Annotated in this window: 29 protein-coding genes; 14 read left to right on the top strand and 15 right to left on the bottom strand. The window is 56.7% G+C overall.

What is annotated here, in order from left to right; translation table 11 throughout:
* Positions 1-43: 43 nt before the first annotated feature.
* Positions 44-1240 (bottom strand): purine nucleoside transporter PunC, encoded by a 1197-nt coding sequence (punC, locus tag ABIC80_RS07135; protein WP_242388502.1) that lies wholly within the window; start codon positions 1238-1240, stop codon positions 44-46.
* 112 nt (positions 1241-1352) lie between these two features.
* Between punC and punR the strand changes: the two genes are divergently transcribed.
* Positions 1353-2264, top strand: a complete 912-nt coding sequence (punR, locus tag ABIC80_RS07130; protein WP_124968462.1) for a DNA-binding transcriptional activator PunR — start codon at positions 1353-1355, stop codon at positions 2262-2264.
* An 18-nt stretch (positions 2265-2282) separates the two neighbouring features.
* On the opposite strand, the gene purR is transcribed toward punR, so the two are convergent.
* Positions 2283-3308 carry an HTH-type transcriptional repressor PurR gene (gene purR / locus ABIC80_RS07125; RefSeq protein WP_023481848.1) on the bottom strand — a complete coding sequence of 342 codons (1026 nt, stop codon included), beginning with the start codon at positions 3306-3308 and terminating at the stop codon, positions 2283-2285.
* Positions 3309-3605: 297 nt separating this feature from the next.
* On the opposite strand from purR, the gene ABIC80_RS07120 reads away from it, so the two are divergent.
* Together ABIC80_RS07120 and ABIC80_RS07115 are read left to right on the top strand one after the other, a co-directional pair.
* Positions 3606-3695 carry a YnhF family membrane protein gene (locus tag ABIC80_RS07120; RefSeq protein WP_094192965.1) on the top strand — a complete coding sequence of 30 codons (90 nt, stop codon included), beginning with the start codon at positions 3606-3608 and terminating at the stop codon, positions 3693-3695.
* Between the two features lie 166 nt (positions 3696-3861).
* On the top strand, positions 3862-5031 hold the full coding sequence (locus ABIC80_RS07115; protein WP_200133117.1) for an MFS transporter: 1170 nt from the start codon (positions 3862-3864) through the stop codon (positions 5029-5031).
* A 44-nt stretch (positions 5032-5075) separates the two neighbouring features.
* On the opposite strand, the gene ABIC80_RS07110 is transcribed toward ABIC80_RS07115, so the two are convergent.
* Positions 5076-5921, bottom strand: coding sequence for a C40 family peptidase (locus ABIC80_RS07110; RefSeq protein ID WP_429176240.1), 846 nt, complete (start codon positions 5919-5921; stop codon positions 5076-5078).
* A gap of 334 nt (positions 5922-6255) precedes the next feature.
* Between ABIC80_RS07110 and ABIC80_RS07105 the strand changes: the two genes are divergently transcribed.
* Complete coding sequence (locus tag ABIC80_RS07105; RefSeq protein WP_023481856.1) at positions 6256-6600, top strand: Grx4 family monothiol glutaredoxin; 345 nt, start codon at positions 6256-6258, stop codon at positions 6598-6600.
* A 228-nt stretch (positions 6601-6828) separates the two neighbouring features.
* Entirely contained in the window at positions 6829-7764 is a 936-nt protein-coding gene (locus ABIC80_RS07100; protein ID WP_429176238.1) for an omptin family outer membrane protease, read from the top strand.
* A gap of 28 nt (positions 7765-7792) precedes the next feature.
* Here ABIC80_RS07100 and rnt read toward each other — a convergent pair whose 3' ends face one another.
* From rnt to ABIC80_RS07080, 4 genes are all read right to left on the bottom strand, one after another.
* Positions 7793-8449, bottom strand: coding sequence for a ribonuclease T (gene rnt / locus ABIC80_RS07095; protein WP_094420013.1), 657 nt, complete (start codon positions 8447-8449; stop codon positions 7793-7795).
* A 91-nt stretch (positions 8450-8540) separates the two neighbouring features.
* Positions 8541-8948, bottom strand: a complete 408-nt coding sequence (gene gloA / locus ABIC80_RS07090; RefSeq protein WP_023481879.1) for a lactoylglutathione lyase — start codon at positions 8946-8948, stop codon at positions 8541-8543.
* A 95-nt stretch (positions 8949-9043) separates the two neighbouring features.
* Positions 9044-10138: an alkene reductase gene (locus ABIC80_RS07085; protein ID WP_429176236.1), complete on the bottom strand. Its 1095-nt coding sequence runs from the start codon at positions 10136-10138 to the stop codon at positions 9044-9046.
* A 56-nt stretch (positions 10139-10194) separates the two neighbouring features.
* Positions 10195-10791, bottom strand: coding sequence for a TetR/AcrR family transcriptional regulator (locus ABIC80_RS07080; protein WP_042718753.1), 597 nt, complete (start codon positions 10789-10791; stop codon positions 10195-10197).
* 108 nt (positions 10792-10899) lie between these two features.
* On the opposite strand from ABIC80_RS07080, the gene ABIC80_RS07075 reads away from it, so the two are divergent.
* The 3 genes from ABIC80_RS07075 (at position 10900) to sodC (ending at position 12696) form a co-directional block, all read left to right on the top strand.
* Complete coding sequence (locus ABIC80_RS07075; protein WP_187802308.1) at positions 10900-11151, top strand: DUF1289 domain-containing protein; 252 nt, start codon at positions 10900-10902, stop codon at positions 11149-11151.
* Between the two features lie 48 nt (positions 11152-11199).
* The gene (locus ABIC80_RS07070) at positions 11200-12096 is read left to right on the top strand and encodes an aldo/keto reductase (protein WP_429176503.1); all 897 of its coding nucleotides are present in this window, start codon (positions 11200-11202) and stop codon (positions 12094-12096) included.
* 78 nt (positions 12097-12174) lie between these two features.
* Positions 12175-12696, top strand: a complete 522-nt coding sequence (gene sodC / locus ABIC80_RS07065; protein ID WP_429176233.1) for a superoxide dismutase [Cu-Zn] SodC — start codon at positions 12175-12177, stop codon at positions 12694-12696.
* Here the strand turns inward: sodC and ABIC80_RS07060 are convergent.
* From ABIC80_RS07060 to ABIC80_RS07050, 3 genes are read right to left on the bottom strand one after another with little or no spacing between them, the layout of a single operon-like run.
* Positions 12689-14713 (bottom strand): FUSC family protein, encoded by a 2025-nt coding sequence (locus ABIC80_RS07060; protein WP_429176230.1) that lies wholly within the window; start codon positions 14711-14713, stop codon positions 12689-12691. The two genes, sodC and ABIC80_RS07060, sit on opposite strands and share 8 nt — an antisense overlap.
* Positions 14710-15573: an efflux RND transporter periplasmic adaptor subunit gene (locus ABIC80_RS07055; RefSeq protein WP_305205869.1), complete on the bottom strand. Its 864-nt coding sequence runs from the start codon at positions 15571-15573 to the stop codon at positions 14710-14712. Before ABIC80_RS07055 ends, ABIC80_RS07060 begins: the two co-directional genes overlap by 4 nt.
* A 2-nt stretch (positions 15574-15575) precedes the next feature.
* The gene (locus ABIC80_RS07050) at positions 15576-15812 is read right to left on the bottom strand and encodes a DUF1656 domain-containing protein (protein ID WP_429176227.1); all 237 of its coding nucleotides are present in this window, start codon (positions 15810-15812) and stop codon (positions 15576-15578) included.
* Positions 15813-15966: 154 nt separating this feature from the next.
* On the opposite strand from ABIC80_RS07050, the gene slyA reads away from it, so the two are divergent.
* Positions 15967-16407 (top strand): transcriptional regulator SlyA, encoded by a 441-nt coding sequence (gene slyA, locus ABIC80_RS07045; protein WP_054802850.1) that lies wholly within the window; start codon positions 15967-15969, stop codon positions 16405-16407.
* An 89-nt stretch (positions 16408-16496) separates the two neighbouring features.
* On the opposite strand, the gene slyB is transcribed toward slyA, so the two are convergent.
* Positions 16497-16964: an outer membrane lipoprotein SlyB gene (gene slyB, locus ABIC80_RS07040; RefSeq protein WP_023481629.1), complete on the bottom strand. Its 468-nt coding sequence runs from the start codon at positions 16962-16964 to the stop codon at positions 16497-16499.
* Positions 16965-17246: 282 nt separating this feature from the next.
* Between slyB and anmK the strand changes: the two genes are divergently transcribed.
* From anmK to tyrS, 4 genes are all read left to right on the top strand, one after another.
* Positions 17247-18371: an anhydro-N-acetylmuramic acid kinase gene (gene anmK, locus ABIC80_RS07035; protein WP_288878122.1), complete on the top strand. Its 1125-nt coding sequence runs from the start codon at positions 17247-17249 to the stop codon at positions 18369-18371.
* 91 nt (positions 18372-18462) lie between these two features.
* Positions 18463-18783 (top strand): C-type lysozyme inhibitor, encoded by a 321-nt coding sequence (gene mliC / locus ABIC80_RS07030; RefSeq protein ID WP_076769771.1) that lies wholly within the window; start codon positions 18463-18465, stop codon positions 18781-18783.
* 56 nt (positions 18784-18839) lie between these two features.
* On the top strand, positions 18840-19496 hold the full coding sequence (gene pdxH, locus ABIC80_RS07025) for a pyridoxamine 5'-phosphate oxidase (RefSeq protein WP_313162143.1): 657 nt from the start codon (positions 18840-18842) through the stop codon (positions 19494-19496).
* A gap of 141 nt (positions 19497-19637) precedes the next feature.
* Positions 19638-20912 carry a tyrosine--tRNA ligase gene (gene tyrS, locus ABIC80_RS07020; RefSeq protein ID WP_054802846.1) on the top strand — a complete coding sequence of 425 codons (1275 nt, stop codon included), beginning with the start codon at positions 19638-19640 and terminating at the stop codon, positions 20910-20912.
* 81 nt (positions 20913-20993) lie between these two features.
* Here tyrS and gstA read toward each other — a convergent pair whose 3' ends face one another.
* Together gstA and dtpA are read right to left on the bottom strand one after the other, a co-directional pair.
* Positions 20994-21599: a glutathione transferase GstA gene (gene gstA, locus ABIC80_RS07015; RefSeq protein WP_429176226.1), complete on the bottom strand. Its 606-nt coding sequence runs from the start codon at positions 21597-21599 to the stop codon at positions 20994-20996.
* A gap of 105 nt (positions 21600-21704) precedes the next feature.
* Complete coding sequence (gene dtpA / locus ABIC80_RS07010) at positions 21705-23207, bottom strand: dipeptide/tripeptide permease DtpA (RefSeq protein ID WP_042716881.1); 1503 nt, start codon at positions 23205-23207, stop codon at positions 21705-21707.
* Between the two features lie 742 nt (positions 23208-23949).
* On the opposite strand from dtpA, the gene ABIC80_RS07005 reads away from it, so the two are divergent.
* Positions 23950-24375, top strand: coding sequence for a CopD family protein (locus ABIC80_RS07005; RefSeq protein ID WP_242388493.1), 426 nt, complete (start codon positions 23950-23952; stop codon positions 24373-24375).
* Between the two features lie 4 nt (positions 24376-24379).
* Here ABIC80_RS07005 and nth read toward each other — a convergent pair whose 3' ends face one another.
* Positions 24380-25012 carry an endonuclease III gene (gene nth, locus ABIC80_RS07000; RefSeq protein ID WP_094420003.1) on the bottom strand — a complete coding sequence of 211 codons (633 nt, stop codon included), beginning with the start codon at positions 25010-25012 and terminating at the stop codon, positions 24380-24382.
* Entirely contained in the window at positions 25012-25713 is a 702-nt protein-coding gene (locus tag ABIC80_RS06995; RefSeq protein ID WP_263752361.1) for an electron transport complex subunit E, read from the bottom strand. The genes nth and ABIC80_RS06995 overlap by 1 nt, the downstream gene beginning before the upstream one ends.
* Between the last annotated feature and the right edge of the window lie 2 nt (positions 25714-25715).

Raw genomic sequence — 25715 nt, 5'->3', positions numbered from 1 at the left:
AATAGCAGGCTAATTACGCCATTAGCGACAGTCCCGTCAGCAACTACCCGCGCGCGGAGGAGGGCTCACGCACTTCATCCTGCTCTTCGCCTGCGCGATGCTGAATGCCATAACCGAGTGCCGCGAGCAGCACCATGGCGAGCATCACGCTGGTGGTGGTCAGCAGCGGGGTAATGATCAGCCACGAAACAACGAGGCTTGCGAAGAAGCAGAGCCCCAGTTGCAGGGTATTCTGCAATGCTGCCGCGCGGCCCGTCGCCTGCGGGAAGGGACGTAGCGCCCGCGCCACCACGATAGGGTAGATAGCGCCATTTGCCATCGCCATCAGGCAGAAGGGGATCAGCAGCGCGGTCAGCGAGACGCCGGGAATGAAGCCGACTGCCCAGGTCGCCAGCACGCTCAGAGCGAAGCCGCTCAGTAACCACGGCAACATGCGCGAACCCTGCCATTTTTGCAGCGCTGCGCGGCAGCCGTAACCACCAATCAGGAAGGCGAAGGTTTGTGGCACATAGCTCAGGCCAATTACCGACGGGCCATAGCCCATCTCATGCAGGATAAACGGCGAGCCGGTAAGCCAGGCGAAGAAGCTGGCAGAGCAGGCGGCGTAGATCATCACATTGCCGCGATAATCGCGGGCGCGCAGCAGATCGAGGAAGGTGAGTGCCTGCTGGTCATGCGCCACCTCTTTTACCGGCGATTTGAGGCGGAAAACCGGGATCATCAGCACCACGGTGATCGCCAGCAGGGTAGCGAAAATCGCCTGCCATTCAATATGCGCCAGCAACCAGGCACCGAGCAGCGGGGCCAGCGCCGGGGTTAAGCCGACCAGCGGCATAATGGTGGCGAAAATGCGGTTAACACGGTGCGCCGGGTAGTGATCCGTCACCAGCGCCTGCCAGCTAACGGTAGCGGCACAGACGCCGACAGCCTGCACAAAACGCAGCACCAGCAGCCAGGTGGCATCGCGCACCCAGAGGGTGCCAAGGCAGCCCAGGGCGAAAATAGAGAGACCAATCAGCAGAATCGGTTTGCGACCATAGCGATCCGACAGCGGCCCCCACAGCAGCTGCGCCACCGCGAACCCGGCCAGGAACAAACTCAGCGAGGCGCTGATCACGGCGGGAGAGGTGTTTAAATCTTGCTGAATCGCGCTGAAAGCGGGCAGGTACATGTCGGTGGCTAAAAAGCCCAGCACGCTTAAGCCCGCGAGCCAGACTAAAAATCCTTTGCCAGGTTGCATTCTCATTTCTCTTTAATTGCAGGTAATCAGGGTGGGGAAGTGTAAGGAGTGCTTTCCTGGTTGTGAAACGCTAATATTTGCACATTGGTTTCAAAAATTTTGCAGGCAGAATATGTGGTCAGAATACTCCCTTGAAGTGGTGGATGCCGTGGCGCGTAACGGCAGCTTTAGCGGCGCAGCGCAGGAGTTGCACCGCGTGCCCTCTGCGGTGAGCTACACCGTGCGTCAGCTGGAGGAGTGGCTGGCGGTGCCGCTGTTTGTGCGCCGCCACCGTGATGTGGAATTAACCCCCGCCGGGGTCTGGTTTTTAAAGGAGGGGCGGTCTGTTATCAAAAAAATGCTGATCACCCGCCAGCAGTGTCAGCAGATTGCCAACGGCTGGCGCGGCCAGTTGCCGATTGCCGTCGATAACATTGTGAAACCCGCCCGCACCCGGCAGATGATTGTCGATTTCTATCGTCACTTCAGCGATGTCGAACTGGTGGTCTACCAGGAAGTGTTCAACGGTGTGTGGGATGCGCTCGCCGATGGTCGGGTTGAACTGGCGATCGGCGCCACGCAGGCCATTCCGGTCGGTGGACGTTATGCTTTTCGTGATATGGGCACTTTGAGCTGGAAGTGTGTCGTCTCACGTCAGCATCCGCTGGCACAACTCAACGGTCCGCTAAGTGATGAGACGTTGCGCAACTGGCCGTCGCTGATTCAGGAGGATACCTCCCGCTCGTTGCCGAAGCGCATTACCTGGCTGCTGGATAACCAAAAAAGGGTGATGGTGCCCGACTGGGCCTCGTCGGAAGCGTGCCTGTCGGCGGGGCTCTGCGTGGGGATGGTGCCAGCCCATTTTGCCCGACCGTGGCTCGATAGCGGTGACTGGGTGGCGCTTGAACTGGAAAACCCGTTTCCGGATGCCGCCTGCTGCCTGACATGGCAACAAAACGAGGCGTCGCCTGCGCTGAACTGGCTGCTCGATTACCTGGGCGATAGTGAAACGTTGAATAAGGAGTGGCTGCGGGAGCCGGAGTAAGGCTCCCGCGCAAAGGGATTAACGGCGGTAATCGCGGAAGGGGCCATCGGCCACCGAGCGGCGCTCAACCAGGCGCGGATGTACCTCAATCGACTGCGACTGTTCGCGCTTATTCACAATGCGATCGAGCAGCATGGTGAATGCCGTTTCGCCCAGTGAGTCTTTCGGCTGATGAATCGTCGTCAACGCCGGGGTGAAGAAGCGCGAGTTGCGCACGTTGTCATAGCCGATAACGGAGATGTCCTGCGGCACGCGCAGACCCATCTCATCGGCGGCGCAGAGTGCGCCCATCGCCATAATGTCGCCGCCGCAGAAGACTGCAGTGGGGCGTGAGGACTGGCCGAGGATCTGCTGCATGGCGCGGTAGCCGGACTCCGGCTCAAAGTCGCCCTGCACAATCCAGTTTTCCGGCACGTTGATCATCGCTTCGTTCATCGCCTTCATAAAACCGGCCAGACGACCTGCGCCGGTGTTGCGCTCCAGCGGACCCGGGATCACGCCGATGTCGCGATGGCCGCGCTCGATCAGGTAACGACCGGCCATATAGCCGCCCTGGAAGGCGTTATCGATCACCGAATCGGTGAAGTCCGCCTTCGATTCGCCCCAGTCCATCACCACCATCGGAATATGGCGATACTCCTCAAGCATGGTGAGCACGGTTTCCGGGTACTCAGAGCACATCACCAGCAGGCCATCGACACGCTTTTGCGCCATCATCGACAGATAGGCGCGCTGCTTCTCCTGGCTGTTCCAGGCGTTGCCGAGGATCAGGGTGTAACCCTTCTGGAAACACTTCTTCTCAACCGCTTCGATGATCTCGGCGAAGTAGGCCGCTTCACTGCTGGTCGCCAGCAGACCAATCGATTTGGTGTGATTCACTTTCAGGCTGCGCGCAACGGCGCTTGGCGAATAGTGCAGCTCTTTGATCGCCGCCCAGACAGCGTTGCGCGTCTCTTCGGCGACGAAACGGGTTTTGTTAATTACATGTGATACGGTTGTAGTGGAAACGTTTGCTCGTTTCGCGACATCTTTAATCGTTGCCATCAGATATTACTCCAGACCATATCGTAAGCTCCTGATAATTCGGTAGGTAAACGTTTGCCTTTAAACACCCTGAACTCATCAAAGTGAGTGCGGTACGCCGGGAAAACGACACTGGACGTCAGGAGGGGAGTCAATGGCCGGTACGCTAATAAATTTAGCGTCGAATTTTGTCTGATCTTGAGCAAAAGGGGAAGTATTAAAACGGTTCTGCTGGCAAATCACGCAAGATTTTTCCCATAATTTGTGCAAAAATGCGTAAGCTCACTTTTTGTGGGGAAATTAAATGGAGAAAAATTGATGAGCACCGATCTTAAGTATTCACTCTTCACCACCGTCATCGTTCTGAGCCTGATTGTTTTCGGCGCGCTGACCGCTGCACTGCATTGATCTGATGCGAGGGAGAGCCCTCTCCCTCGGTTCTTGCGTCCCTATTGTTACCCGTTGCGCAATAAACTTTTCTCCGTACGCTCACTTCTGTTTTTTGTGACACCTGTCATACTTTTGCCTTTCGCGACCCGCTAGAGGGTCGGCATGTCCATTTCGGAGTCAAAAGATGAAAATAAATTTCCCCCTGCTTGCGCTGGCGATAGGCGCCTTTGGGATTGGTACCACTGAGTTCTCCCCGATGGGATTACTGCCGGTGATTGCGCAGGGTGTTGGGGTATCGATTCCGGCGGCGGGGATGCTGATTAGCGCCTATGCCATCGGCGTGATGGTGGGCGCGCCGCTGATGACGCTGCTGCTTTCCCATCGCGGCCGTCGTAACGCGCTGATTTTCTTAATGGCGATCTTCACCGTTGGCAATGTGCTCTCTGCCATTGCGCCCGATTACGCCACCCTGATGATCGCCCGTATCATCACCAGCCTTAACCACGGCGCGTTCTTCGGCCTTGGCTCGGTGGTAGCCGCAAGCGTTGTCGCGAAAGAGAAGCAGGCCAGTGCGGTGGCGACGATGTTTATGGGGCTGACTATCGCCAATATTGGCGGTGTGCCTGCCGCCACCTGGCTTGGGGAGACTATCGGCTGGCGCATGTCCTTTATGGCAACTGCCGGGCTTGGAGTGATCTCCATGGTCTCGCTCTTCTTCTCATTACCGAAAGGCGGCGCGGGCGCACGACCCAACGTGCGCAACGAGCTCGCGGTACTGATGCGCCCGCAGGTGCTGACGGCGCTGCTGACTACCGTGCTCGGTGCTGGCGCAATGTTTACCCTCTATACCTACATCTCGCCGGTGTTGCGCACGTTGACGGACGCCACGCCGGTGTTTGTCACCGCCATGCTGGTACTGATTGGCGTTGGTTTCTCGATTGGTAACTTTTTGGGTGGAAAACTGGCGGACCGCTCGGTAACCGGCACCCTGAAAGGCTTTTTACTGCTGCTGATTGTTATCATGCTGGCGATCCCGCTGCTGGCGCGCAGTGAGATTGGTGCGGCGATCGCAATGGTGGTGTGGGGCGCGGCAACCTTCGCGGTGGTGCCGCCGTTGCAGATGCGCGTAATGCGTGTTGCCCATGAAGCACCGGGGCTGTCGTCATCGGTCAATATTGGCGCATTTAACCTGGGTAATGCCCTTGGCGCGGCGGCAGGTGGGGCGGTGATTTCCGGCGGTCTCGGCTACAGTTTTGTTCCGGTGATGGGAGCGATTATTGCCGGGCTGGGGCTGCTGCTGGTGCTCTTCTCCGGGCGTAATTCAGCGTCGCGCGTCTGTGCGGCAGCGGAGTAAGGCGAAGTAACACCTGCCGCGCAAGCGGCAGGTGGGAGAGGGAGTTAGCGAATGGTTTTCGGTGTCACTACGCGGCGCGCACCAACATAGTGGCGCTGCCAGTAATCTTCGCTTAATGAAGTGACCTGAATATCCTGGCCGCTTCGTGGTGACTGGATAAATTTGCCGTTGCCGACATAGACGCCAACGTGATCGGCGGTGCCGCGACCCTGGGTGCGGAAGAAGACCAGATCGCCGCTCTCCAGTTCGCGCAGGTTAACCGGCGAGGCATCACGCAGGTGATACATCTCATTGGCGGTACGCGGAATACGGAATTTCACCAGATCTTTATAGGCGTAATAGACCAGCCCGCTGCAATCAAAACCGGTTTTCGGCGAGGAACCGCCCCAGTGGTAGGGTTTGCCGAGCTGGTTCATCAGCTTCGACATCGCGGTTTTTTGCACTTTTTGCACGCGCAGTTTATGCACGTCAGCCAGCGTGCCGGCCTGGCTGCTTTTCACTTTAATACAGTGCGGCTTGTGGCCTTTGCGCGGCGTACACTTCTCAGTCCAGCTAACGGTTGCAGTTTTCAGTGAGCTGGATGCTTTACGACGCGAGGGAGTTTTAGCGGTTTTCTGCGGGGTAGCGCTGTTTTTCTTTTTTATCGATTTGGTCGACGTTTTGGTTTTTGCGGTTTTTTTACTGCTGACTTTTTCTGCTAGAGTGCCACTGCTTTTCTTTGTTGTTTTTGTAGAACTGTTTTTTTTCTTACGTTCGGATGCTTTCGCCAGATGTGTTTTTTGCACGGCCGAGGCTGGCGCTTGTTCAGAAGCGCTCGCTAATGGCGTGAAAGACAATGTGGTGAACAACAAAGCACAGAGCGTGATTGAAGCTTTTGGTATCCGCGCCACTGAGCATTCCCCTGTTAGGGCAGGCATCTTATTATGCTTGCGTATGATTTAAAAAACTCGTCGATTCTAATCTATAAAAAGCCCAAACGTTAATACTGTTTTTGCATCTGTAACGTCGTTTCGTTAACAAGCGCGCAAAAACGAGCAAAACGTTTCGCTAAAAACGGTTTTTTCGCCGCCTGAGCCGCGCCGGGTTGGCTTAAGTCACGCTTACCTTATCGTGCCTGTAACAGCGTAAATTCGCGCGGTGAATAAAATGTTATTTTCCGAAGCAAGCCTGACCCGCTACAATGTTCGATCTCTGCCGTAGAAGAAGTTGAAGGAAGCAAAGACAATGAGTGAGACTCTTGAGAAAATTCAGCGCCAGATCGCTGAGAACCCGATTCTGCTGTACATGAAAGGCTCGCCGAAACTGCCAAGCTGCGGTTTCTCCGCCCAGGCCGTTCAGGCGCTCTCTGCATGCGGCGAGCGTTTTGCCTATGTGGATATCCTGCAAAACCCGGATATCCGTGCCGAACTGCCAAAATATGCAAACTGGCCAACCTTCCCGCAGCTGTGGGTTGAGGGTGAGCTGGTTGGCGGCTGCGATATCATTATCGAGATGTATCAGCGCGGTGAATTGCAGCCGCTGATCAAAGAGGCCGCAGCGAAATATAAAGGCGTACCGGACGCCGAATAACCCGGCGTTATCGGCTCCGCCTTGAAAGGGCTCATGTTTCGACATGAGCCCTTTTTTATTGCCTGTCACCTGCTCACGGTGCGTTGACTTAAGCTAAATTATTGGGTATTACTGTGCAAATTTTGCACGTAACTGTTTGTTAATTATCCTATTTTAAGAATTTTGATAAACCCAGGCATGCTTTTTCTGATGACCAGCTGTGAACAGGATTGCCTCAATTCAGGATGAATGATGAAAACAATAGACAAGATGATTGCGTTGATGACGCTTCTCTTTGCTTTTTCAGCCACGGCGCAGCAACCGCTGGCAAGCAAGGAGAATGTGATGACCAGTATCTCACTGGGCACCCTAAGCGGAACGGCGAAGGAGCGGGTCTATGATACCGATGAGGGCGGACGCAAAATCAGCGAGCTTGACTGGCGCTATCGTCACGCTGTCGTGGTGCGGGGCTCTATCGAGTGGCCGTTGCAGTCATGGCTCACTTTCGGTGCGTCCGGCTGGACAACTGTCGCGCACAGTGGCAGCAAGATGGATGATTATGACTGGCAGCAGGCGTCGCAATCCCGATGGACCGACCATAGCTCTCACCCTAATACGTGGCTCAATTTCGCTAACCAGTGGGATCTCAATCTGACCGGATGGCTCATTCATCAGCCTGACTGGCGGCTTGGCGTGATGGGCGGCTACCGGCAAAGCCGTACCAGCTTCTCAGCGCACGGCGGCACCTTCAGCCGTAATAATGGCGCAAAGGTTGGCCGTTTCGATGATGTGAAAGTTCTCGGATATTCACAGCGCTTCAACGTACCCTATGTTGGCCTTACCGGTCGTTATCGCTATGGCAATGTTGAAGCAGGAACCAGCCTGAAATATAGCCGCTGGGTAAGCGCGCAGGCGACAGACCAGCACTACTTGCGCAGCATCACCTTCAGCGATACTACCCGGCAGCAGCAGAACTTTTCCCTTTCGGCTAGCGTCGGCTATTACGTCACGCAGCAGGCAAAGCTCTATCTGGAAAGCACCTGGGATCGCACGTTAAACAAAAAAGGGACCAATACCGCCACCTTCTCCAGGGAGGGGACCTATGCGCGCGCCTCTTTCAAGGATAGCGCCGGGATAGAGCACTCCGCGCTGCTCACCACCGCCGGGCTGGTCTACCACTTTTAATAAAAAACCGGTCTGTTGACCGGTTTTTTCAGGCTTCTGAATCGACTTCTGGCGTCGGCAACGGCCAGCCGCCAAGGCGCTTCCAGCGGTTGACGATTTCACAAAACAGTTGTGCGGTCTGCTCCGTGTCATACAACGCGGAGTGTGCCTGCGTGGCGTCAAAAGCGATGCCAGCGGCCGCACAGGCTTTAGAGAGTACGGTTTGACCCAGCGCCAGCCCGCTCAATGAGGCAGTATCGAAGGTCACGAAGGGGTGAAACGGATTGCGTTTCATCGCCGAACGCTCGGCGGCAGCCATCATAAAGCTGTGATCGAAGGTCGCGTTATGCGCCACCATGATCGCCCGGTTGCAGTTCTGGTCTTTCATCCCTTTGCGTACCAGTTTGAAAATGGCATGCAGGGCGTCGTATTCGCTTACCGCGCCGCGCAGCGGGTTGGTCGGGTCGATCCCATTAAACGCCAGCGCTTCCGGCTGCAGATTAGCTCCTTCGAATGGCTCAACGTGAAAGTGCAGGGTGCTGTCAGGCATCAGCCAGCCTTGCTCATCCATTTTTAACGTAACGGCGGCGACCTCCAGCAGGGCGTCGGTTTTGGCGTTAAACCCGGCGGTTTCAACATCGATTACCACAGGGTAAAAACCGCGAAAACGGTCGCACAGAGCAGTCAGTTGAGCATTATCGGACATCAGGATCTCTTGATAGGAAAAAAGGGCAGCGCATTATGGCAAATTTTACGGAAAGATGTAAAACAGCGGGCGCATTGCGCGCCCGGGGGGATCAGTGACCCAGACCGCGTCCGGCATCTTTCTCTTCAATCAGTTCGATTTTGTAACCGTCCGGATCTTCAACGAAGGCGATAACCGTGGTGCCGCCTTTAACCGGGCCAGCTTCACGGGTGACGTTGCCGCCGTTTTTGCGAATCGCTTCGCAGGACTCCGCCGCGTTTTCCACGCTCAGCGCGATATGACCATACGCCGTGCCCAGCTCATAGCTGTCGACACCCCAGTTGTAGGTCAGCTCAATCACCGCTTCTTCGCTCTCATCACCGTAACCGACAAAAGCCAGCGAATATTTGTACTCCGGGTTTTCGCTGGTGCGCAGCAGTTTCATGCCCAGCACGTTGGTGTAGAAATTGATTGAGCGTTGCAGGTCGCCGACGCGCAGCATGGTGTGAAGTAAGCGCATAATATCCTCTTTTATGAATGCGTTAACGTTCCGGTTCGAAACACGGTTTTAGTATAGCGGCCGATCCGGGCCGCTATCAAATCTCAATCCGCTTCTCAGAGAGAAGGGTAGTCGGTGTAACCTTCCGCGCCGCCGCCATAGAAGCTTTCCGGGCGCTGCGGGTTGAGTTCCGCTTTCAGCTGCAGGCGTTTTACCAGATCCGGGTTGGCGATATAGGCGCGGCCAAACGCCACGGCATCAATCAGCCCCTTGTTGATCAGGTCTTCCGCTTTTTCCACGCTGTATGCGCCAGCACCGATAATCGGGCCATGGAAGCGCGCACGCACTTTTTCACGGAACGTTTCGCTGTAGGGCTCACCGCCCGCCCAGTCCGGCTCGGACATGTGCAGGTAAGCAATACCGCGTTTACCCAGCTCTTCAATCAGGTAGAGCGCGTCCGCTTCTTCGTTCGGGCCATTGTCGGTGTTCTGGAAAGAGCCGATTGGCGAGACGCGAATACCGATGCGATCGGCGCTCCACTCTTCACACACGGCGTCAATCACTTCCAGCACAAGGCGCGCGCGGTTTTCAACGCTGCCGCCATACTGGTCGGTACGCTGGTTAGCAGAAGGAGAGAGGAACTGGTGCAGCAGGTAGCCGTGGGCAGAGTGCAGCTCAACCAGATCGAAACCGGCTTCGCGCGCGTTGGCAACGGCCTGGCGGAAATCATTAACGATGCCCGGGATCTCATCGGTCTCCAGCGCGCGCGGCATGGAGGTATCTTCACGGGTGGCGTTGCCGTTTTCATCACGCAGCGAGGTACGGGTACCCGCGCTGATGGCAGACGGCGCAACCGGTGCGGCACCGCCCGGCTGTAAGCTGCTGTGAGAGATACGGCCGGTGTGCCACAGCTGAACCGCAATACGGCCATCATCGGCATGCACTGCATCGGTGATCTTTCTCCAGGCGGCGATCTGCTCGTCGCTGTGCAGACCCGGCGCGCCCGCATAACCTTTGGCCTGCGCGGAGATTTGCGTCGCTTCACTGATGATAAGCCCGGCGCTGGCACGCTGGCGGTAGTACTCCGCCATCAGCGGTGTTGGGACATCGCCCGGCTCAATGCTGCGCAGGCGCGTCAGGGGCGCCATCAACACGCGGTTCGGTACGGTAATGGCACCGACTTTCAACGGCGTAAATAATTTACTGGACATAAACAACTCCTGAATAGACCGGTCGACTAGTAAAAAGTGAAATAAAAAGCCTGATGTTATTCAGGCCGGGTAATGATCTGCTGCGCATGCGCCAGCGCGCTTTCCAGCGGCACGGCACTGCGCGAAATTTTCGCCTGCAGATTTGCGCCGAGCCACAGGGCATATAACACCTGTGCCTGGGAGCGCGCTTCGCCTGCAAAGGCGAGGCTCTTCTCCTCGCGTCCCTGCTCCAGCGCCTGTGCCAGCAGGGCGATAATCCCCCGCGCACCGCTGTCCATCGCCGTGCGCATATCTTCCGAGAGATCGCACACTTCCGCCGAAAGCTTCACCGTCAGGCAGCCGCTGATATGGCCCTGCTGGCAAAACTGATTCAGCGTCTCCTGATAATAGGCCAGCAATCTGTCGCGCGCCGTGCCCGGGCCGCTGGAAAAATGGTTTGCCAGCCGCTGGTGGTAACCGGCGTAGTAGCGCTCAAGCAGCGCCACGCCAAACGCCTCTTTCGAGCGAAAGTAGTGGTAGAAGGAGCCTTTCGGCACTTCCGCCGTTTTCAGTAATTCGCTCAACCCCATGCCGGTAAAGCCGCGATGCATACAGAGCTGCTCGCCGGTGGCCAGTAAGTGTTCGCGTGTATCGTGTTCAGAATTCTTGCGCATCGACACACTCTAGCGGGCGAACTTTGTGATGGCAATTGGCGAACAATGCGTTTTTAACAGTTGCGCAATATCTCACCGCGGTCTTGAATGTAGAGAAAGCCTGCATCTATGGAGCGTCCATTGCCTGAACAACTGGAGTTTTTCCCGGTCCAGAGTCCGTGTCGCGGCATCTGTCAGACAGATGAGCGCGGCTTTTGCCGTGGCTGTATGCGCAGCCGCGATGAGCGCTTTAACTGGCAAGCGATGAGCGATGCGCAAAAGCAGGAGGTGCTGCGCCTCTGCCGCCAGCGCTGGCAGCGTAAATTGCGCGCAATGCGTGACCAACCCCCGGAAGAACCTGATCAACCTTCGCTGTTTTAAGGGCAAAAATGGGTATACTCGGGGCAAATTACCTTCGAGGAAATCATGATGGTTCAGCGTATTGCCCTTGCGCCGCAAGGTCCTGAGTTCTCACGTTTTGTGATGGGTTACTGGCGTCTGATGGAGTGGAATTTCACGCCGCGCCAGCTGGTCAGTTTTATTGAAGCTCATCTCGATCTTGGTGTCACTACCGTCGATCATGCCGATATCTATGGCGGCTATCAGTGTGAAGCCGCCTTCGGCGAAGCCCTCAAGCTTGCCCCGCATCTGCGCGCGCGCATGGAGATGGTCACTAAATGTGGCATCGCCACCACCGCGAAGCCGGAACACGCGCTCGGTCACTACATCACCGAGCGCGACCATATTATTCACAGCGCCGAGCAGTCGCTGGTCAACCTGGCGACCGACTATCTCGATCTGCTGTTGATCCATCGCCCGGATCCGCTGATGGATGCCGATGAAGTCGCCGAAGCCTTTTTACAGCTGCATCAGAGCGGTAAAGTGCGCCACTTCGGCGTCTCTAACTTTACGCCTGCGCAATTCTCCCTGCTGCAATCACGGCTGCCGTTTACGCTGGTCACCAATCAGGTGGAGATCTCGCCTGTGCACCAGCCGCTGCTGCTTGATGGCACGCTCGATCAGCTTCAGCAGTTGCGCATTCGCCCGATGGCGTGGTCCTGCCTGGGCGGCGGGCGCATCTTCAGCGATGCCGACTGCCAGCCGCTGCGCGATGAGCTGCACCGGGTGGCAACGGAGCTGAACGCCGAAAACATTGAGCAGGTGATTTACGCCTGGGTGCTGCGTTTACCCTCTGCGCCGCTGCCGATTATCGGCTCCGGCAAAATTGAGCGCGTGCGTTCATCCCTTGGCGCGCTGAATCTTCAGATGTCCCGCCAGCAGTGGTTCCGCATCCGTAAAGCGGCGCTCGGCTACGACGTGCCGTAAGCTAACGCTATGACCTCCCGGTGAAAAGTGCCGCTCTGGCCTACACTTACAGAGCGAAAACAATCCAACGGAGGTCACATGAAGCGTTTTAGTCTGGCAATGCTGGCTCTGCTCACCTGTGCGGGTGCGCAGGCCGCCAGTGAAGAAGTGCAGATGAACCTCGTCACCGCGCAGGGCGTCGGGCAGTCCGTCGGTAGCGTCAAGATCAGCGAAACCGATAAAGGGCTGGAGTTTGCGCCCGACCTCAACGCGCTACCGCCCGGCGAGCACGGTTTCCATGTGCATGCTAACGGGAGCTGCGAGCCAGCGATGAAAGAGGGCAAGCCCTCTGCTGCTGAAGCCGCGGGCGGCCACCTCGATCCCCATAAAACAGGCAAACATGCAGGACCCGAAGGGGAAGGCCATTTAGGCGACCTGCCGGTGCTGGTGGTCAATAATGACGGTAAAGCTACCGATGCCGTCGTCGCGCCGCGCCTGAAAAAGCTGGACGAGGTGAAAGGCAAGGCGCTGATGATCCACGTCGGTGGCGATAACATGTCCGATCAGCCAAAACCGCTCGGCGGTGGCGGGGCGCGTTATGCCTGCGGCGTAATTAAGTAACCGGCTCGCTGATGGTGCCTGGCGCGGGCGCGTTTTCCAGCTGGGCAAGCGCGCAGTAGAGACGCCAGATTAGCGAGGCAAGTTCCCGCGCGGCGGGCTGGTGATGCTGGCCCAGCGCCGCGCAAATCCGATCTAACTCTGTGAGCGTGGCGTTGAGCGATCGTTGCTGCACGCCGCGCTCGCTCATCACATCCCGCAGCAGACCAATGGCGCGATCGCGCACCCGGCTTAACGGATCGGAACGCGTCTCCCAGCCGCGCAGTTGCCACACCACATGCGAACAGTTGAGCAGCACCACGCCCCAGCGCAATAACCAGCGCCGCGCCTGTGCATCCTGGCTGTTACTGAGCTGGCTGATGTGGTGATAAACAACCGACTCATATTGGTGTTCCTGCAACCTCGGCGTGCGGCTCAGTTGGTCAACAAAATGGCGGCGCAGGGCGCGAATATGGCGACGGCTTTTACGCGCATCCGATCCCGGTCGCAGCACCGCAAAGGCGAGCCAGGCCAGCGCCACGCCGAGGATCTTTGCCAGATCGGCATTGAGAAAATCGGCAAAATCAAACACCGGTGGGTCGCTCACCGCGATAAACGATCCCATAAAGACAATCAATTGCCCCCACAGCCCGGCGCGCTTTGGCATCTGAAGCTTGAGCAATTGCAGGGTGGTAAGCAGCGGAAAGAGAAACAGCAGAAACAGCGCCAGCGCGTTGATCTGCACCATCAGGCCAAATTTCACCACAAAGCTAAACAGCGTCAGCAGGGCAAGCGTGCGCAACAGCAGGGTTAAAGAGTTGAACGGCGCGGGCGAAACGGAGTAGAGCACGCAGCTGATCGCCGCCAGCGTCAGCGCGGCGGATCCATGCTCCCACTGCGCGCTGAGGCTCCACGCTCCAACCATAATCAGCGCGACAAAGGTTCGCAGCCCGCTCCACAACGCTTCGGCATTATCGATATCGCGCATTAACGCCGGGCTGCGCGGTGGCAGCGCTTCGCTTACCGGCGAGGCATTTTCCAGATGACGTAACCAGCGGCTGCTGGCAAGGTATAAACGGCAGAAGTAGCGCAGCTGCTGCCAGAAAGCGTGATGGCGATAGTCAGCCTGCGGCGTCGGTGCCAGCGGGGCAATAATGCGTGCAACCGTTAGCGCATCGGCATCGTGATGCGCCAGCTCTGCCAGCAGCTGCTCAAGCAGAGGGCGCAGCGTGGCGGGCGCGTCGGGCCAGTTGAGCATCATTCGCCGCAGGCTGGAGATGACGCTGGTCATGCGCAACTGCTGATGGAGTAGCCAGGTGAGCACGCGGTTTTGACGGCGAAAGCGATAGTGGCTCCAGAAGGCCTGAATGCGCAGCAGGTTAGTGGTGAGGATCTGCCCAATCAGGCTCTCATGCGCGTTGCGGATAGCGTCGTTTGTTTCCGCCTGCCAGAGCAGGCTGGCGTGCTCCAGCAGCCGGGCGTGCATCCTTCTTAGCGCGGCGAGCAGCGTCGGGCCATCGGCGGTGCCAGGCAGGATCATCATCATCAGGCCGCCGCACAGAATGCCGAGGATCACCTCGCAGACGCGCGCCTGGGCGATGTCCCATAGCTCGGTAATTTCGGTGATATTGGTCATCGCAAACGCGATGATGGCAGCGGTGTAGCCCGCCAGCTGGAAAGCATAGGCGACGTTATTGCTGAACTGGGCGCAGGCCCAGGTGCAAAAGGCTATCCAGCCCGCCATGGCAAACAGAAAAAGCCACGGATCGTTAAGGGTTTGCCCGGCGATAATCAGTGCGGCGCACGCCCCAAGCAGGCTACCGGCAATGCGCCCGAGGCTTTTGCTGATCACGCCGCCGACGGTGGGAAAGCTGACGACTGCCGCAGAGGTCATCGCCCAGTAAGGCTCGTCAAGATTGAGCGCATAGGCCAGCGTCAGGGCCAGGCACATAGCAATGCCGTTACGCAGCGCGTAGCGCCACTGGCCGCCGGTGGCCTTGACCCACGGCAGGTTTTGCCACAGCCGCGCCAGCCTGCTCACGGCTGCTCGCTGATGGTCACGGTGCAGGTGGTGCCGGCCACCAGCGTCATATCCTGCGGCAGGGCGTCAAACTGAATGCGTACCGGCACACGCTGCGCCAGCCGCACCCACGGAACAGTCGGTTTTATATCCGCCACCAGCCCGCTGTCGGCCTCCACGCTCTGATCGTAAATGGCGCGACCAATGCTGGCTACGTGACCCTGTAACGTTTTATTGCTGCTGTAGAGTACAATCTTCGCTGCGGCACCTTCACGAATATGGCGCAGTTTGGTCTCTTCGAAATAGCCGACGACATAAAATGAGTGGCTGTCGACCAGCGCAAACACCGGCTGACCGGCAGTGGCGTAGTTGCCCGTGCGCGCAGAGAGGTTTGTCACCCAGCCATCGACCGGCGCGGTAACGCGGGTTTGCGCCAGCTGCCATTTCGCCTGGTTAAGCTGCGCCGTGGCGACGGCAACATCGGCCTGCGCCGCTTTCACGCCAATATTGGCGGTGTCGAGATCTTCAGCCGAAATGTAGTTATGGGAAAGGTGGCGGCGGCGGTTGGCTTCGTTATTAGCTTTTGCCAGCTCCGTTTGCGCCTTCGCCAGCTGCCCTTCAGCATTCACTACCGCAATGTGATAAGGGGTATCGTCAAGCAGAAACAGCACATCGCCTGCGTGAACGTACTGGTTATCTTTCACCGCCAGCTGGCGAATAGTGCCGGAGACCTGCGGCGTGATGCTCACCTGCTCGGCGCGCACTTTGCCATCCCGCGTCCAGGGCGACTGCATATAGACGTTCCACATCCACCAGCCTGCGGCCAGCGCAACCGCCACGACCAATAACGTTGAGAAATACTTCAGTGAGTTAAGCCGCATCGTTACCACACCATCAACAGACCGAGCGCGAGGCTCAGCGCAATCACAAAGAAGGAGAGATCCATCAGCATCGGATGCCAGATATCGCCCGCGTAGATCCAGTCGCGCAGCAGGCGGTGCGCCATCAGCCAGATAAGAAAGCCCAGCATCACGGCTTTGAAGAGCGGCGGAAAATAGACCGAGGCGCCAAAGATAAGATCCTGGAAGGGTAAATCGGGAGAACTTGAGGTTAACTTCACGCGTCACTGTCCTGTTTAAAATAAGTGCGCCAGCGCGCGGAAAGCGGCGCGGCACAAGCCCTGGCGAGGCGAGCAATATATTTGTTTTACAAATATAAATGCTGCAAACTATTCTAAAATGAGTATAATAACTTAGCAAACTAATTATAAGGAGATGAAATTGGAATCGCCATTAGGTTCTGATCTGGCACGCTTAGTGCGCATTTGGCGTGCTTTGATTGACCATCGCCTAAAACCTCTGGAATTAACGCAGACACACTGGGTGACGCTGCACAATATTCATCAGTTACCGCCCGATCAGTCGCAAATTCAACTGGCAAAAGCGATCGGCATTGAGCAGCCTTCACTGGTGCGCACGCTCGATCAACTGGAAGAGAAGGGCCTTATTTCTCGCCAGACTTGCGCCAGCGATCGGCGGGCAAAACGCATTAAATTGACTGACAAAGCGTCGCCTATCATCGATCAGATGGAGACGGTAATTCGTAAGACCCGGGGTGAAATTTTATCCGGGTTCTCTGCGGAGGAGCTTGAGATGTTGATTAAGATGATCGCCCGGCTGGAGCACAATATTACCGAGCTCCAGTCGCGAGACTGAAAGCAAAAAGCCTTGCGATCGCAAGGCTTTTTTTATGCCCGTTAAGGGCAGGCTTATGCGGCCATCAGCATGACCGCACACGCTGATGATTAACGCGGGGAAACGGTAATTTCGCGGCCGTTGCTTGCCATTACGACGCGCTGACCTGCAACGTACTGGGTTTTACCCTGTTTCTGCACCACCATAATGGTGTTGCCGTCGTCCTTACGAATTTCCAGCTCCACGCCCTGGGTTTTGTTCATCGCACCCTGCGCGGATTGACCCGCAACGCCACCGGCTACTGCACCTGCGGCGGTTGCCAGCGAACGACCTGCGCCGCCGCCAATGGTGTTGCCCAGGAAACCACCCAGTACGGCACCACCCAGCGCGCCGATAACATTGCTGTCATCACCGCCCTGAATCTGCACCGGACGAACGTTAACCACGGTGCCGTAAGTGACATTTTGCACCTGTTTGGCTTCGGATGCAGAGTAGACGTCGCCGGAGAGCGAGTCGTTATTCACACACCCAGCCAATGTAAAACCAACCAGCGAAACTGCCAGTGCACGTAACATCATTTATGAATCTCCTGTTCACCATGAAACGCCCTTGCGAGCATCCGTCATGGCTAAATTATATGGCATATTCGCAATGCCACTCGAATCTTCAGCCAATTCCCGAAAAAAATGATACACAAAGCGCGATCAACCCGATCTAAACGAAGCGATTATAAGCGTACTTTGCGCCATTTACACTTAAGCAAAATGGTGAGGATTGTTAAAAAGTGTTTGCAGTCGATGGCGTAAACGGACGCTTTATGGTGGAGTGGAGCCTCTTTGCCATGCATGAAAGGAAGGGATATGAAATCAGGTCGCTATATTGGGGTGATGTCGGGCACCAGTCTGGACGGGGTAGATGTGGTGCTGGCCGCCATCGACGACACCATGGTCGCGCAGCAGGCAAGCCTGACCTTTCCCATTCCGCTGCCGCTTAAAGAGGGGATCCTCAACATCTGTCAGGGGCAGGAGCTGACCCTCTCTCAGCTTGGCCGCCTCGACACGCAGCTCGGCAAACTCTTTGCCGATGCGGTATTAGCCCTGATGGACAGAGAGCAGCTCATTGCCCAGGATATTGTGGCGATAGGCTGTCACGGCCAGACCGTCTGGCACGAACCGACGGGCGTGGCGCCGCACACGCTGCAAATTGGCGATAACAACCAGATTGCCGCGCGTACTGGCGTTACCGTAGTCGGTGATTTTCGCCGTCGCGATATGGCGCTCGGCGGGCAGGGCGCGCCACTGGTGCCCGCTTTTCATCACGCGCTGCTCGCGCACCCGGTTGAACGGCGTATGGTGCTTAATATCGGCGGTATCGCCAATCTCTCACTCTTGATCCCAGGCCAGCCGGTCAGAGGTTTCGACACCGGGCCGGGCAATATGCTGCTTGATGCGTGGATCTGGCGTCACCAGGGCAAACCCTATGATGAGAACGCACAGTGGGCGAGCGAAGGCAAAGTGATCCTGCCGCTGCTGCAAAGAATGCTGAGCGATCCCTATTTTGCAGAACCGGCACCGAAGAGCACCGGGCGGGAGTATTTCAATGCCGCCTGGCTGGAGCGTCATCTTGTTCACTATCCGGGGCTTGCCGCCTGCGATGTACAGGCGACGCTGGTGGAGCTGACGGCGGTCACCATCTCCGAACAGGTGTTACTCAGCGGTGGCTGCGAGCGGCTGCTGGTGTGCGGTGGCGGTAGCCGCAACCCGCTTTTAATGGCGCGTCTGGCAAGCCAGCTTCCGGGTATTGAAGTGGCACCGACCGATGATGCCGGGATCAGCGGCGACGATATGGAAGCGCTCGCCTTTGCGTGGCTGGCCTGGCGCACGCTGGCTGGCTTGCCGGGCAATCTCCCCTCGGTGACCGGTGCTGCCGCGCCAACGGTGCTGGGGGCTATCTTCCCGGCTAACCCACGGCAGAATCAGAGTTAACCGCATTCCACTTCAGGGGTACGCCGCTAGACTGACCGGGTTTAAGGAGGGCGCTTCGCTCTCCGTGACCTGGAGCGTCCCGGAGTATCCTATGAAAAAAATTCTTATCGTCTGCCTGCCCGCACTGCTCGCCGGATGCAGCTATTACAACCAGTTCGTCGAGCGCATGCACACCGATACTCTCGCCTATCAGTGCGATGAAAAGCCGCTAACCGTGAAGATTAACCAGACCCGCCAGCAGGCGAGTTTCGTGCTTGATAACCAGCAACTGACCCTGCAACAGGGGCTCTCCGCCTCGGGCGCGCGTTACACCGACGGTGTGTACGTTTTCTGGTCAAAAGGCGACGGCGCCACCGTCTATAAACACGACCGTATTGTCTTAAACAACTGTCAGTTAATTCCGCAGCGTTGAGATTTTCACCGGGGGGCGCATAATAGCTCTCCCTGAGGACAACTTTCGCTAACGCCATGACTGATAACGATCAATTGCAGCACATCGCGCACCTGCGCCGTGAGTACACCAAAGGCGGTCTGCGCCGCGCCGATCTTCCCGCTGAACCCTTAACGCTCTTTGAGCGCTGGCTCGGCCAGGCGTGTGAAGCGCAGCTCGCTGACCCGACGGCCATGGTGGTCGCTACCGTCGATGAGCATGGGCAGCCTTATCAGCGCATTGTGCTGCTCAAGCACTACGACGAAAAAGGGCTGGTGTTCTACACCAACCTCGGCAGCCGTAAAGCACAGCATCTGGAACATAATCCGGCCATCAGCCTGCTCTTTCCGTGGCACATGCTGGAGCGCCAGGTGATGGTGACCGGCAAAGCGGAGCGTCTCTCCACCCTTGAAGTGGTGAAGTATTTCCACAGCCGCCCGCGCGACAGCCAAATCGGTGCATGGGTCTCGAAGCAATCAAGCCGCATCTCGGCGCGCGGTATCCTCGAAAGCAAATTCCTCGAACTGAAACAGAAATTCCAGCAAGGCGAGGTGCCACTGCCCAGTTTCTGGGGCGGCTATCGCATCCCGATTGAGCAGATGGAGTTCTGGCAGGGCGGTGCAAATCGTCTGCACGATCGTTTTTTGTACCAGCGTGAAAATGGCGCGTGGAAAATCGACCGTCTGGCACCGTAAAACGCCGAAAATGTTGTGATAAGCGCTGGTGCAACGTAGCCCGGCGCTTTATGCTATCTGCCCCCCTGAAGTATCCTTTCGCATCTGGCGAAAAGTCGTGTACCGGCATAGGTGCAGTCCGTTTTATACATGGAGAATTTGATGGCTAGCAGTAACTTGATTAAACAATTGCAAGAGCGGGGCCTGGTGGCCCAGGTGACGGATGAGGAAGCGTTAGCAGAGCGACTGGCGCAGGGGCCAATCGCGCTCTATTGCGGCTTCGATCCCACCGCTGACAGCTTGCATTTGGGGCATCTGGTTCCTTTGTTATGCCTGAAACGCTTCCAGCAGGCGGGTCACAAACCGGTCGCGCTGGTGGGCGGCGCCACGGGGCTTATCGGCGATCCGAGCTTTAAAGCCTCCGAGCGTAAACTCAATACCGAAGATACCGTGCAGGAGTGGGTCGACAAGATCCGCAACCAGGTAGCACCGTTCCTCGATTTTGACTGCGGCGAGAACGCAGCTATCGCGGCGAACAACTATGACTGGTTCGGCAGCATGAACGTGCTGACCTTCCTGCGCGACATCGGTAAACACTTCTCTGTTAACCAGATGATTAACAAAGAAGCGGTCAAACAGCGTCTGAACCGCGATGATGTCGGCATCTCCTTCACTGAATTCTCCTACAACCTGCTGCAGGGCTATGACTTTGCCTGCCTTAATGAGCGCTACGGCGTGGCGTTGCAGATTGGCGGCTCCGATCAGTGGGGCAACATCACCTCCGGTATCGATCTGACCCGTCGTCTGCATCAGAACCAGGTCTTCGGCCTGACCGTACCGCTGATCACCAAAGCCGACGGCACCAAATTTGGTAAAACCGAAGGCGGCGCGGTGTGGCTCGATCCGAAGAAAACCAGCCCGTACAAGTTCTACCAGTTCTGGATCAACACCGCCGATGCCGATGTTTATCGCTTCCTGAAATTCTTCACCTTTATGGACATCGCTGAGATCAACGCGCTGGAAGAAGAGGATAAGAACAGCGGGAAAGCGCCGCGCGCGCAGTATGTGCTGGCCGAGCAGGTAACGCGTCTGGTTCACGGTGACGAGGGTCTTACCGCTGCGAAACGCATCACCGCAAGCCTGTTCAACGGCACGCTGAGCGATCTCAGCGAAGCGGACTTTGAACAGCTGGCGCAGGATGGCGTACCGATGGTTGAGATGGAGAAGGGCGCGGATCTGATGCAGGCGCTGGTTGATTCCGAGCTGCAGCCGTCCCGCGGCCAGGCGCGCAAAACCATCGCCTCTAATGCTGTCACCATTAACGGTGAAAAGCAGGCCGATCCGGAGTATTTCTTCACCGATGCCGACCGTCTGTTTGGTCGCTACACGCTGCTGCGTCGCGGTAAGAAGAACTACTGCCTGGTGTGCTGGAAGTAATTTTCTCTGGCTTCAGACGATAAAAAAGGCGGGATATTCCCGCCTTTTTCTTTGCCCTGCGTTAATACCGTCTTCGGTAAATCAGGCAATGCCTTCCGCAGAGAGCGCCGCAGCCACCGCCGGGCGTGCCGCCACGCGTGACATGTAGGCTTCGATATTGCCAAGACCGCTCATATCGAGTTTTACCGCATGCGCCCAGCGCAGCACGGTGAAGAGATAGCCATCGGCAATAGTGAAGTGCTCACCACCGATCCAGCCGTTGCCGCTCAGAGAGTCGTTAACGTAGTGCAGCTTCTTCTCCAGCTGTGCCCGCACGGTCGGTTTGTACTCTTCCGGCGTATCCGGGCGGAACAGCGGGGTGAAGCCTTTGTGCAGCTCGGTAGCGATATAGTTCAGCCACTCCAGCGCCTTGTAGCGCGGCAGCGTACCGACAGCCGGCAGCAGCTGGCTTTGCGGCGCGTTATCCGCAACGTACTGCATAATGGCAACGCCTTCGGTGATCAGCGTGTTGTCATCCAGCAGCAGCGCCGGAACCTGGCCTTTCGGGTTAATCGCGAAAAAGTCTTCGCCATCTTCCAGACGTTTTTTCATCAGATCGACGCTAATAAGGGAGATCTCTTTCCCGGCTTCGCGCAGCGCGATATGGGAGGCGAGTGAGCAGGCACCTGGCTTGTAGAACAGTTTCATCGACGTTTCCTTTTATCTGAATTCCGGCATAGAGTAGTACGCCGTTGCATAAAAAAAAAGCCGCTAACTGACGTTAACGGCTTCTTCATTTCTACCCGCTTGCGATTACGCAGTGGCGGTTTTGGACGCTTCATCCGCGTCGTCACGGCTCTGGGTCATGCGGTTCAGCTTCGGCGCGGTCAGCACCATCAGCACGGCAATCACCGCCGTCGCAATACCAATCTGCAGGAAGACGCTACCGTAGATGTTCAGGGACATCAGCGGGTCGGTGACGTTCTCCGGGATCGCCATCTGGTTGGCCACGTAACCAGCGATGATATTCGCGCCCGCGGTGGTCAGGAACCAGCTGCCCATAATAAAGCCCATCAGACGCTGCGGCACCAGCTGCGCGACCATCGCCAGGCCAAGGCCGGAGATCATCAGCTCACCAATACTCTGCAGGCCGTAGCTCGCAATCAGCCAGCTTACGGAAACAATACCGGCATCAGAGGCGAACTTGGTGCCCAGCGGCAGCACGAGGAACGCGCCGGAGCAGAGCACCATCCCGATGGCGAACTTGTGCGGCATCGGCAGGGTATCGCCCATTTTGTTATAGATAGCGGCAAGAATCGGGCTACCGATAATGATCCAGAACGGGTTCAGCGCCTGATACTGCTCCGGCTCAAACGCGATGCCGAACAGCGTATGTTCAACGTTACGGATAGCGAAGAAGTTCAGGGAGGTTGGCATCTGGCTGTAGAGCACGAAGAAGACGATAGCCTGCACCATCAGGATAAAGGCAACGATCATCTTACGACGCGCCGCGCCCTGCAGGGTAAAGGTCTCTTTCGCGAAGATAGCGATAATGCCCAGCGCGATCACGCCCAGCACCATACGCGCGATACCCTGGTTATGCAGCAGCCAGGTGGCGATGGCGATCAGCACCGCAATACCGACGATAGTCGCCAGCAGGTAGCCAACGCGCAGCGGTTCGAAGTCCGGTTTGGAGCCGTAGTTTTTCACCCAACGTTTGCAGAACGCAAAGTTAACGATGGTGATCAGCAGACCAACGACGCTCAGACCAAACGCGGTGCTCCAGCCAAAGCGGGCAGCAAGCCATGGCGTTGCCAGCATTGAGAAGAAGGAGCCAACGTTCACCGCCATGTAATACATGGTGAACGCGCCGTCGAGACGCGGGTCATCCTTGTCATAGCACGTTGAGAGCAGCGAAGAGGGGTTGGCTTTAAACAGACCGTTACCGACGGCAATCGCTGCCATGCCCATATAGACGATGCTGGCATCGTGACCTGACCAGGCCACCAGCGCATAACCCAGCGCCAGCACAATCGCGCCCAGCAGGATCACACGTTTAGTACCGAGCACTTTGTCGCCCAGCCAGCCACCGATAGCCACCAGGCCATAGACCAGTGCGCTGAAGGAGGAGAAGAGCGTAATGGAGTCTGATTCCGACATTCCCAGTTGCTTAACCAGGTAAACGGCCATGATCCCTTGCAGGCCGTAGTAACCAAAACGTTCCCACAATTCGATAGAGAAGATGAGATAGAACGCTTTCGGTTGTTTGAAAGCGTTCATGCTGACGCTTTCTGTTGGTTTGTTTGCAGTTGACACGTAGACCTCTTTTTTTACATCCCATATTAACGGGGGGTGTTCAGCGCGCGATAACCAGTTTGCATCACGCTTTTAGTTATATTGGGAGGAGAAACGGCGGGTAATGTTCACTATCCTGGCCCCTGAGGCAAGTCTTTTGACATATTCTGTTACATAGATCCAGCGCATAACTTTGCTCGGCAAACTGAATTGTTATTCAGAGTTTAATTTTATCATTTTGGTAAAAGTGGATTTTTCCACTGTTTCTTAACATCTCAGCGCGGGGGTAAGGGATATGTTCGGCTATTTTCGCGCACAGGCAGTGCATTGGGCTGGTTTCTGAGACATATCTGGTTGGATGTCCCGCCAGAGTAGGGGCCGGGTGGATATCAGAGAGGGGTAAATTTTAACATTTAGCCCTTTATTAACATTGCCTTAGCAAATAAGCCTCAAAGCTCCTGGCGTTGGATTTTTTTCTTCTAAAAAAAGGTTTCGACTGTCTGAAAGTGTATAAGCGGATGATTATTTGCTCAAAGCACCGTTCGACCGCCCGATCGTGTCACTGGGCGACTCTTTTGCAGAGTTGTGAGGCGTATCACAATGAGTTATCTCCTAAAATCAGCCACTTTGTGGCGGCTTTTATTACAAGCGATACGCTTACCGGAGAAATAATTAACAATTGTTGCCCGGATAAGCCGGTTGTTCATGACAGCAGGGCGCCGCAGTGGCAGACTTCGGACTTTATTTTTATGGGAGCAAAGCGATGAATTTACATCCGTGGATCAACGCAGTACATCTTGTCAGCGCAGTCGTCTGGATTGGCGGTATGCTGATGACCGCCATGGTGGCGCAGTGGAGCCTGCGACAGAACGATAAAAGCACCACTCTGATTCTGCTTAACGATGTACGCAGCTGGAACCGCAGAATGACCAGCCCGGCGATGATCGTGCTGTGGATTGCCGGGATCGCCATGCTGGTGGCTCACGGTCAGATGCCGCACCTGTGGTTAATCGTCAAGATTGTGTTTGTGGTGCTGCTGTCGGGCCTGCACGGCTTTCTCTCCGCCACGCTGCGTCGGCTGGCAAATGGTGAAACCCTGAAGCGTACAGGCGCGCTGAACAACGCTACGCTGCTGCTGGTGCTGTTTACCGCGGTGATTACGGTACTGGCGGTGGTACGCCCCTTCTGAGGCGTTAATCGGTCTTACTGTCGTATTCGCACAAATCTTCAATAATGCAGGAGCCGCAGCGGGGTTTACGGGCGATGCAGGTGTATCGCCCGTGCAGAATAAGCCAGTGATGGCAGTCAACTTTAAACTCCGCCGGCACCACTTTCAGCAGCTTCTCCTCCACCTCTTCGACATTTTTCCCCGGCGCAAAGCGCGTGCGGTTAGAGACGCGGAAAATATGGGTATCGACGGCAATGGTTGGCCAGCCAAAAGCGGTATTCAGCACCACATTGGCGGTCTTACGCCCGACGCCCGGCAGGGCTTCCAGCGCGGCGCGATCTTCGGGCACTTCGCCACCATGTTTTTCCAGCAAAATGCGGCAGGTCTTAATGACGTTCTCCGCTTTGCTGTTGTAAAGGCCGATGGTTTTGATGTACTGCTTGACGCCATCAACGCCCAGCTCCAGCATCGCCTGCGGCGTATTGGCAACCGGGTAGAGCAGCGCTGTCGCTTTATTGACGCTGACATCCGTCGCCTGGGCTGAGAGCAGCACGGCGATCAGCAGTTCAAATGGCGAGGTGAAGTTCAGTTCGGTGGTCGGATGCGGGTTGTTCTCCCGCAGCCGGGTGAGGATTTCGAGGCGTTTCGCTTTGTTCATTATGCCTTCCCGGGCGAGGTCTCTGGCGCGTCGTTGGCCTTCGCGGCGGCAGCGGCTTCACGACGTTTTTTCATTTTCTGATCGATTAAGTACTTCACCGCCAGCATCATACCGAGGCCGATAAAGGCGCCCGGCGGCAGCATTGCCAGCAGGAACGGCGAGTCCGTATGGAACACTTCGATGCGCAGCCCTTTGGCCCAGCTTCCCAGCAGGCCATCCGCGCCGTCAAACAGCGTGCCGTTGCCGAGCATTTCACGCATCGAGCCAAGCACGAACATTGCGCCGGTCGCCCCCATGCCGATGGCAAAACCGTCCAGCGCCGACAGCGCCGGCCCTTTTTTCGCCGCGAAAGCTTCTGCGCGACCGACCACGATACAGTTAGTGACGATCAGCGGAATAAAGATCCCCAGCGACTGATAGAGGCCGAAAGCATAGGCGTTGATCAGCATCTGCACGGCGCTCACCACCGAGGCGATGATCATCACGTAGATGGGAATACGGATCTCCGACGGCGTCCAGCGCCGCAACAGGGAGATAAACAGGTTAGTCAGGGTCAGCACCAGCGTGGTCGCCAGCCCCAGCCCGAGGGCGTTGGTAGCGGTCGACGTTACCGCCAGCAGCGGACACATGCCGAGTAACTGCACCAGCGCGGAGTTGTTTTTCCACAGCCCCTGGACAATGACCTCTTTTACTTCGCTCATCG

It is taken from the genome of Kosakonia sp. 1610 (genome assembly GCF_050435845.1).
Classification (GTDB): Bacteria; Pseudomonadota; Gammaproteobacteria; order Enterobacterales; family Enterobacteriaceae; genus Kosakonia; species Kosakonia cowanii.
Note: the sequence above shows the minus strand (reverse complement) of the source record. Positions and strands in the feature narration are given on the sequence as shown.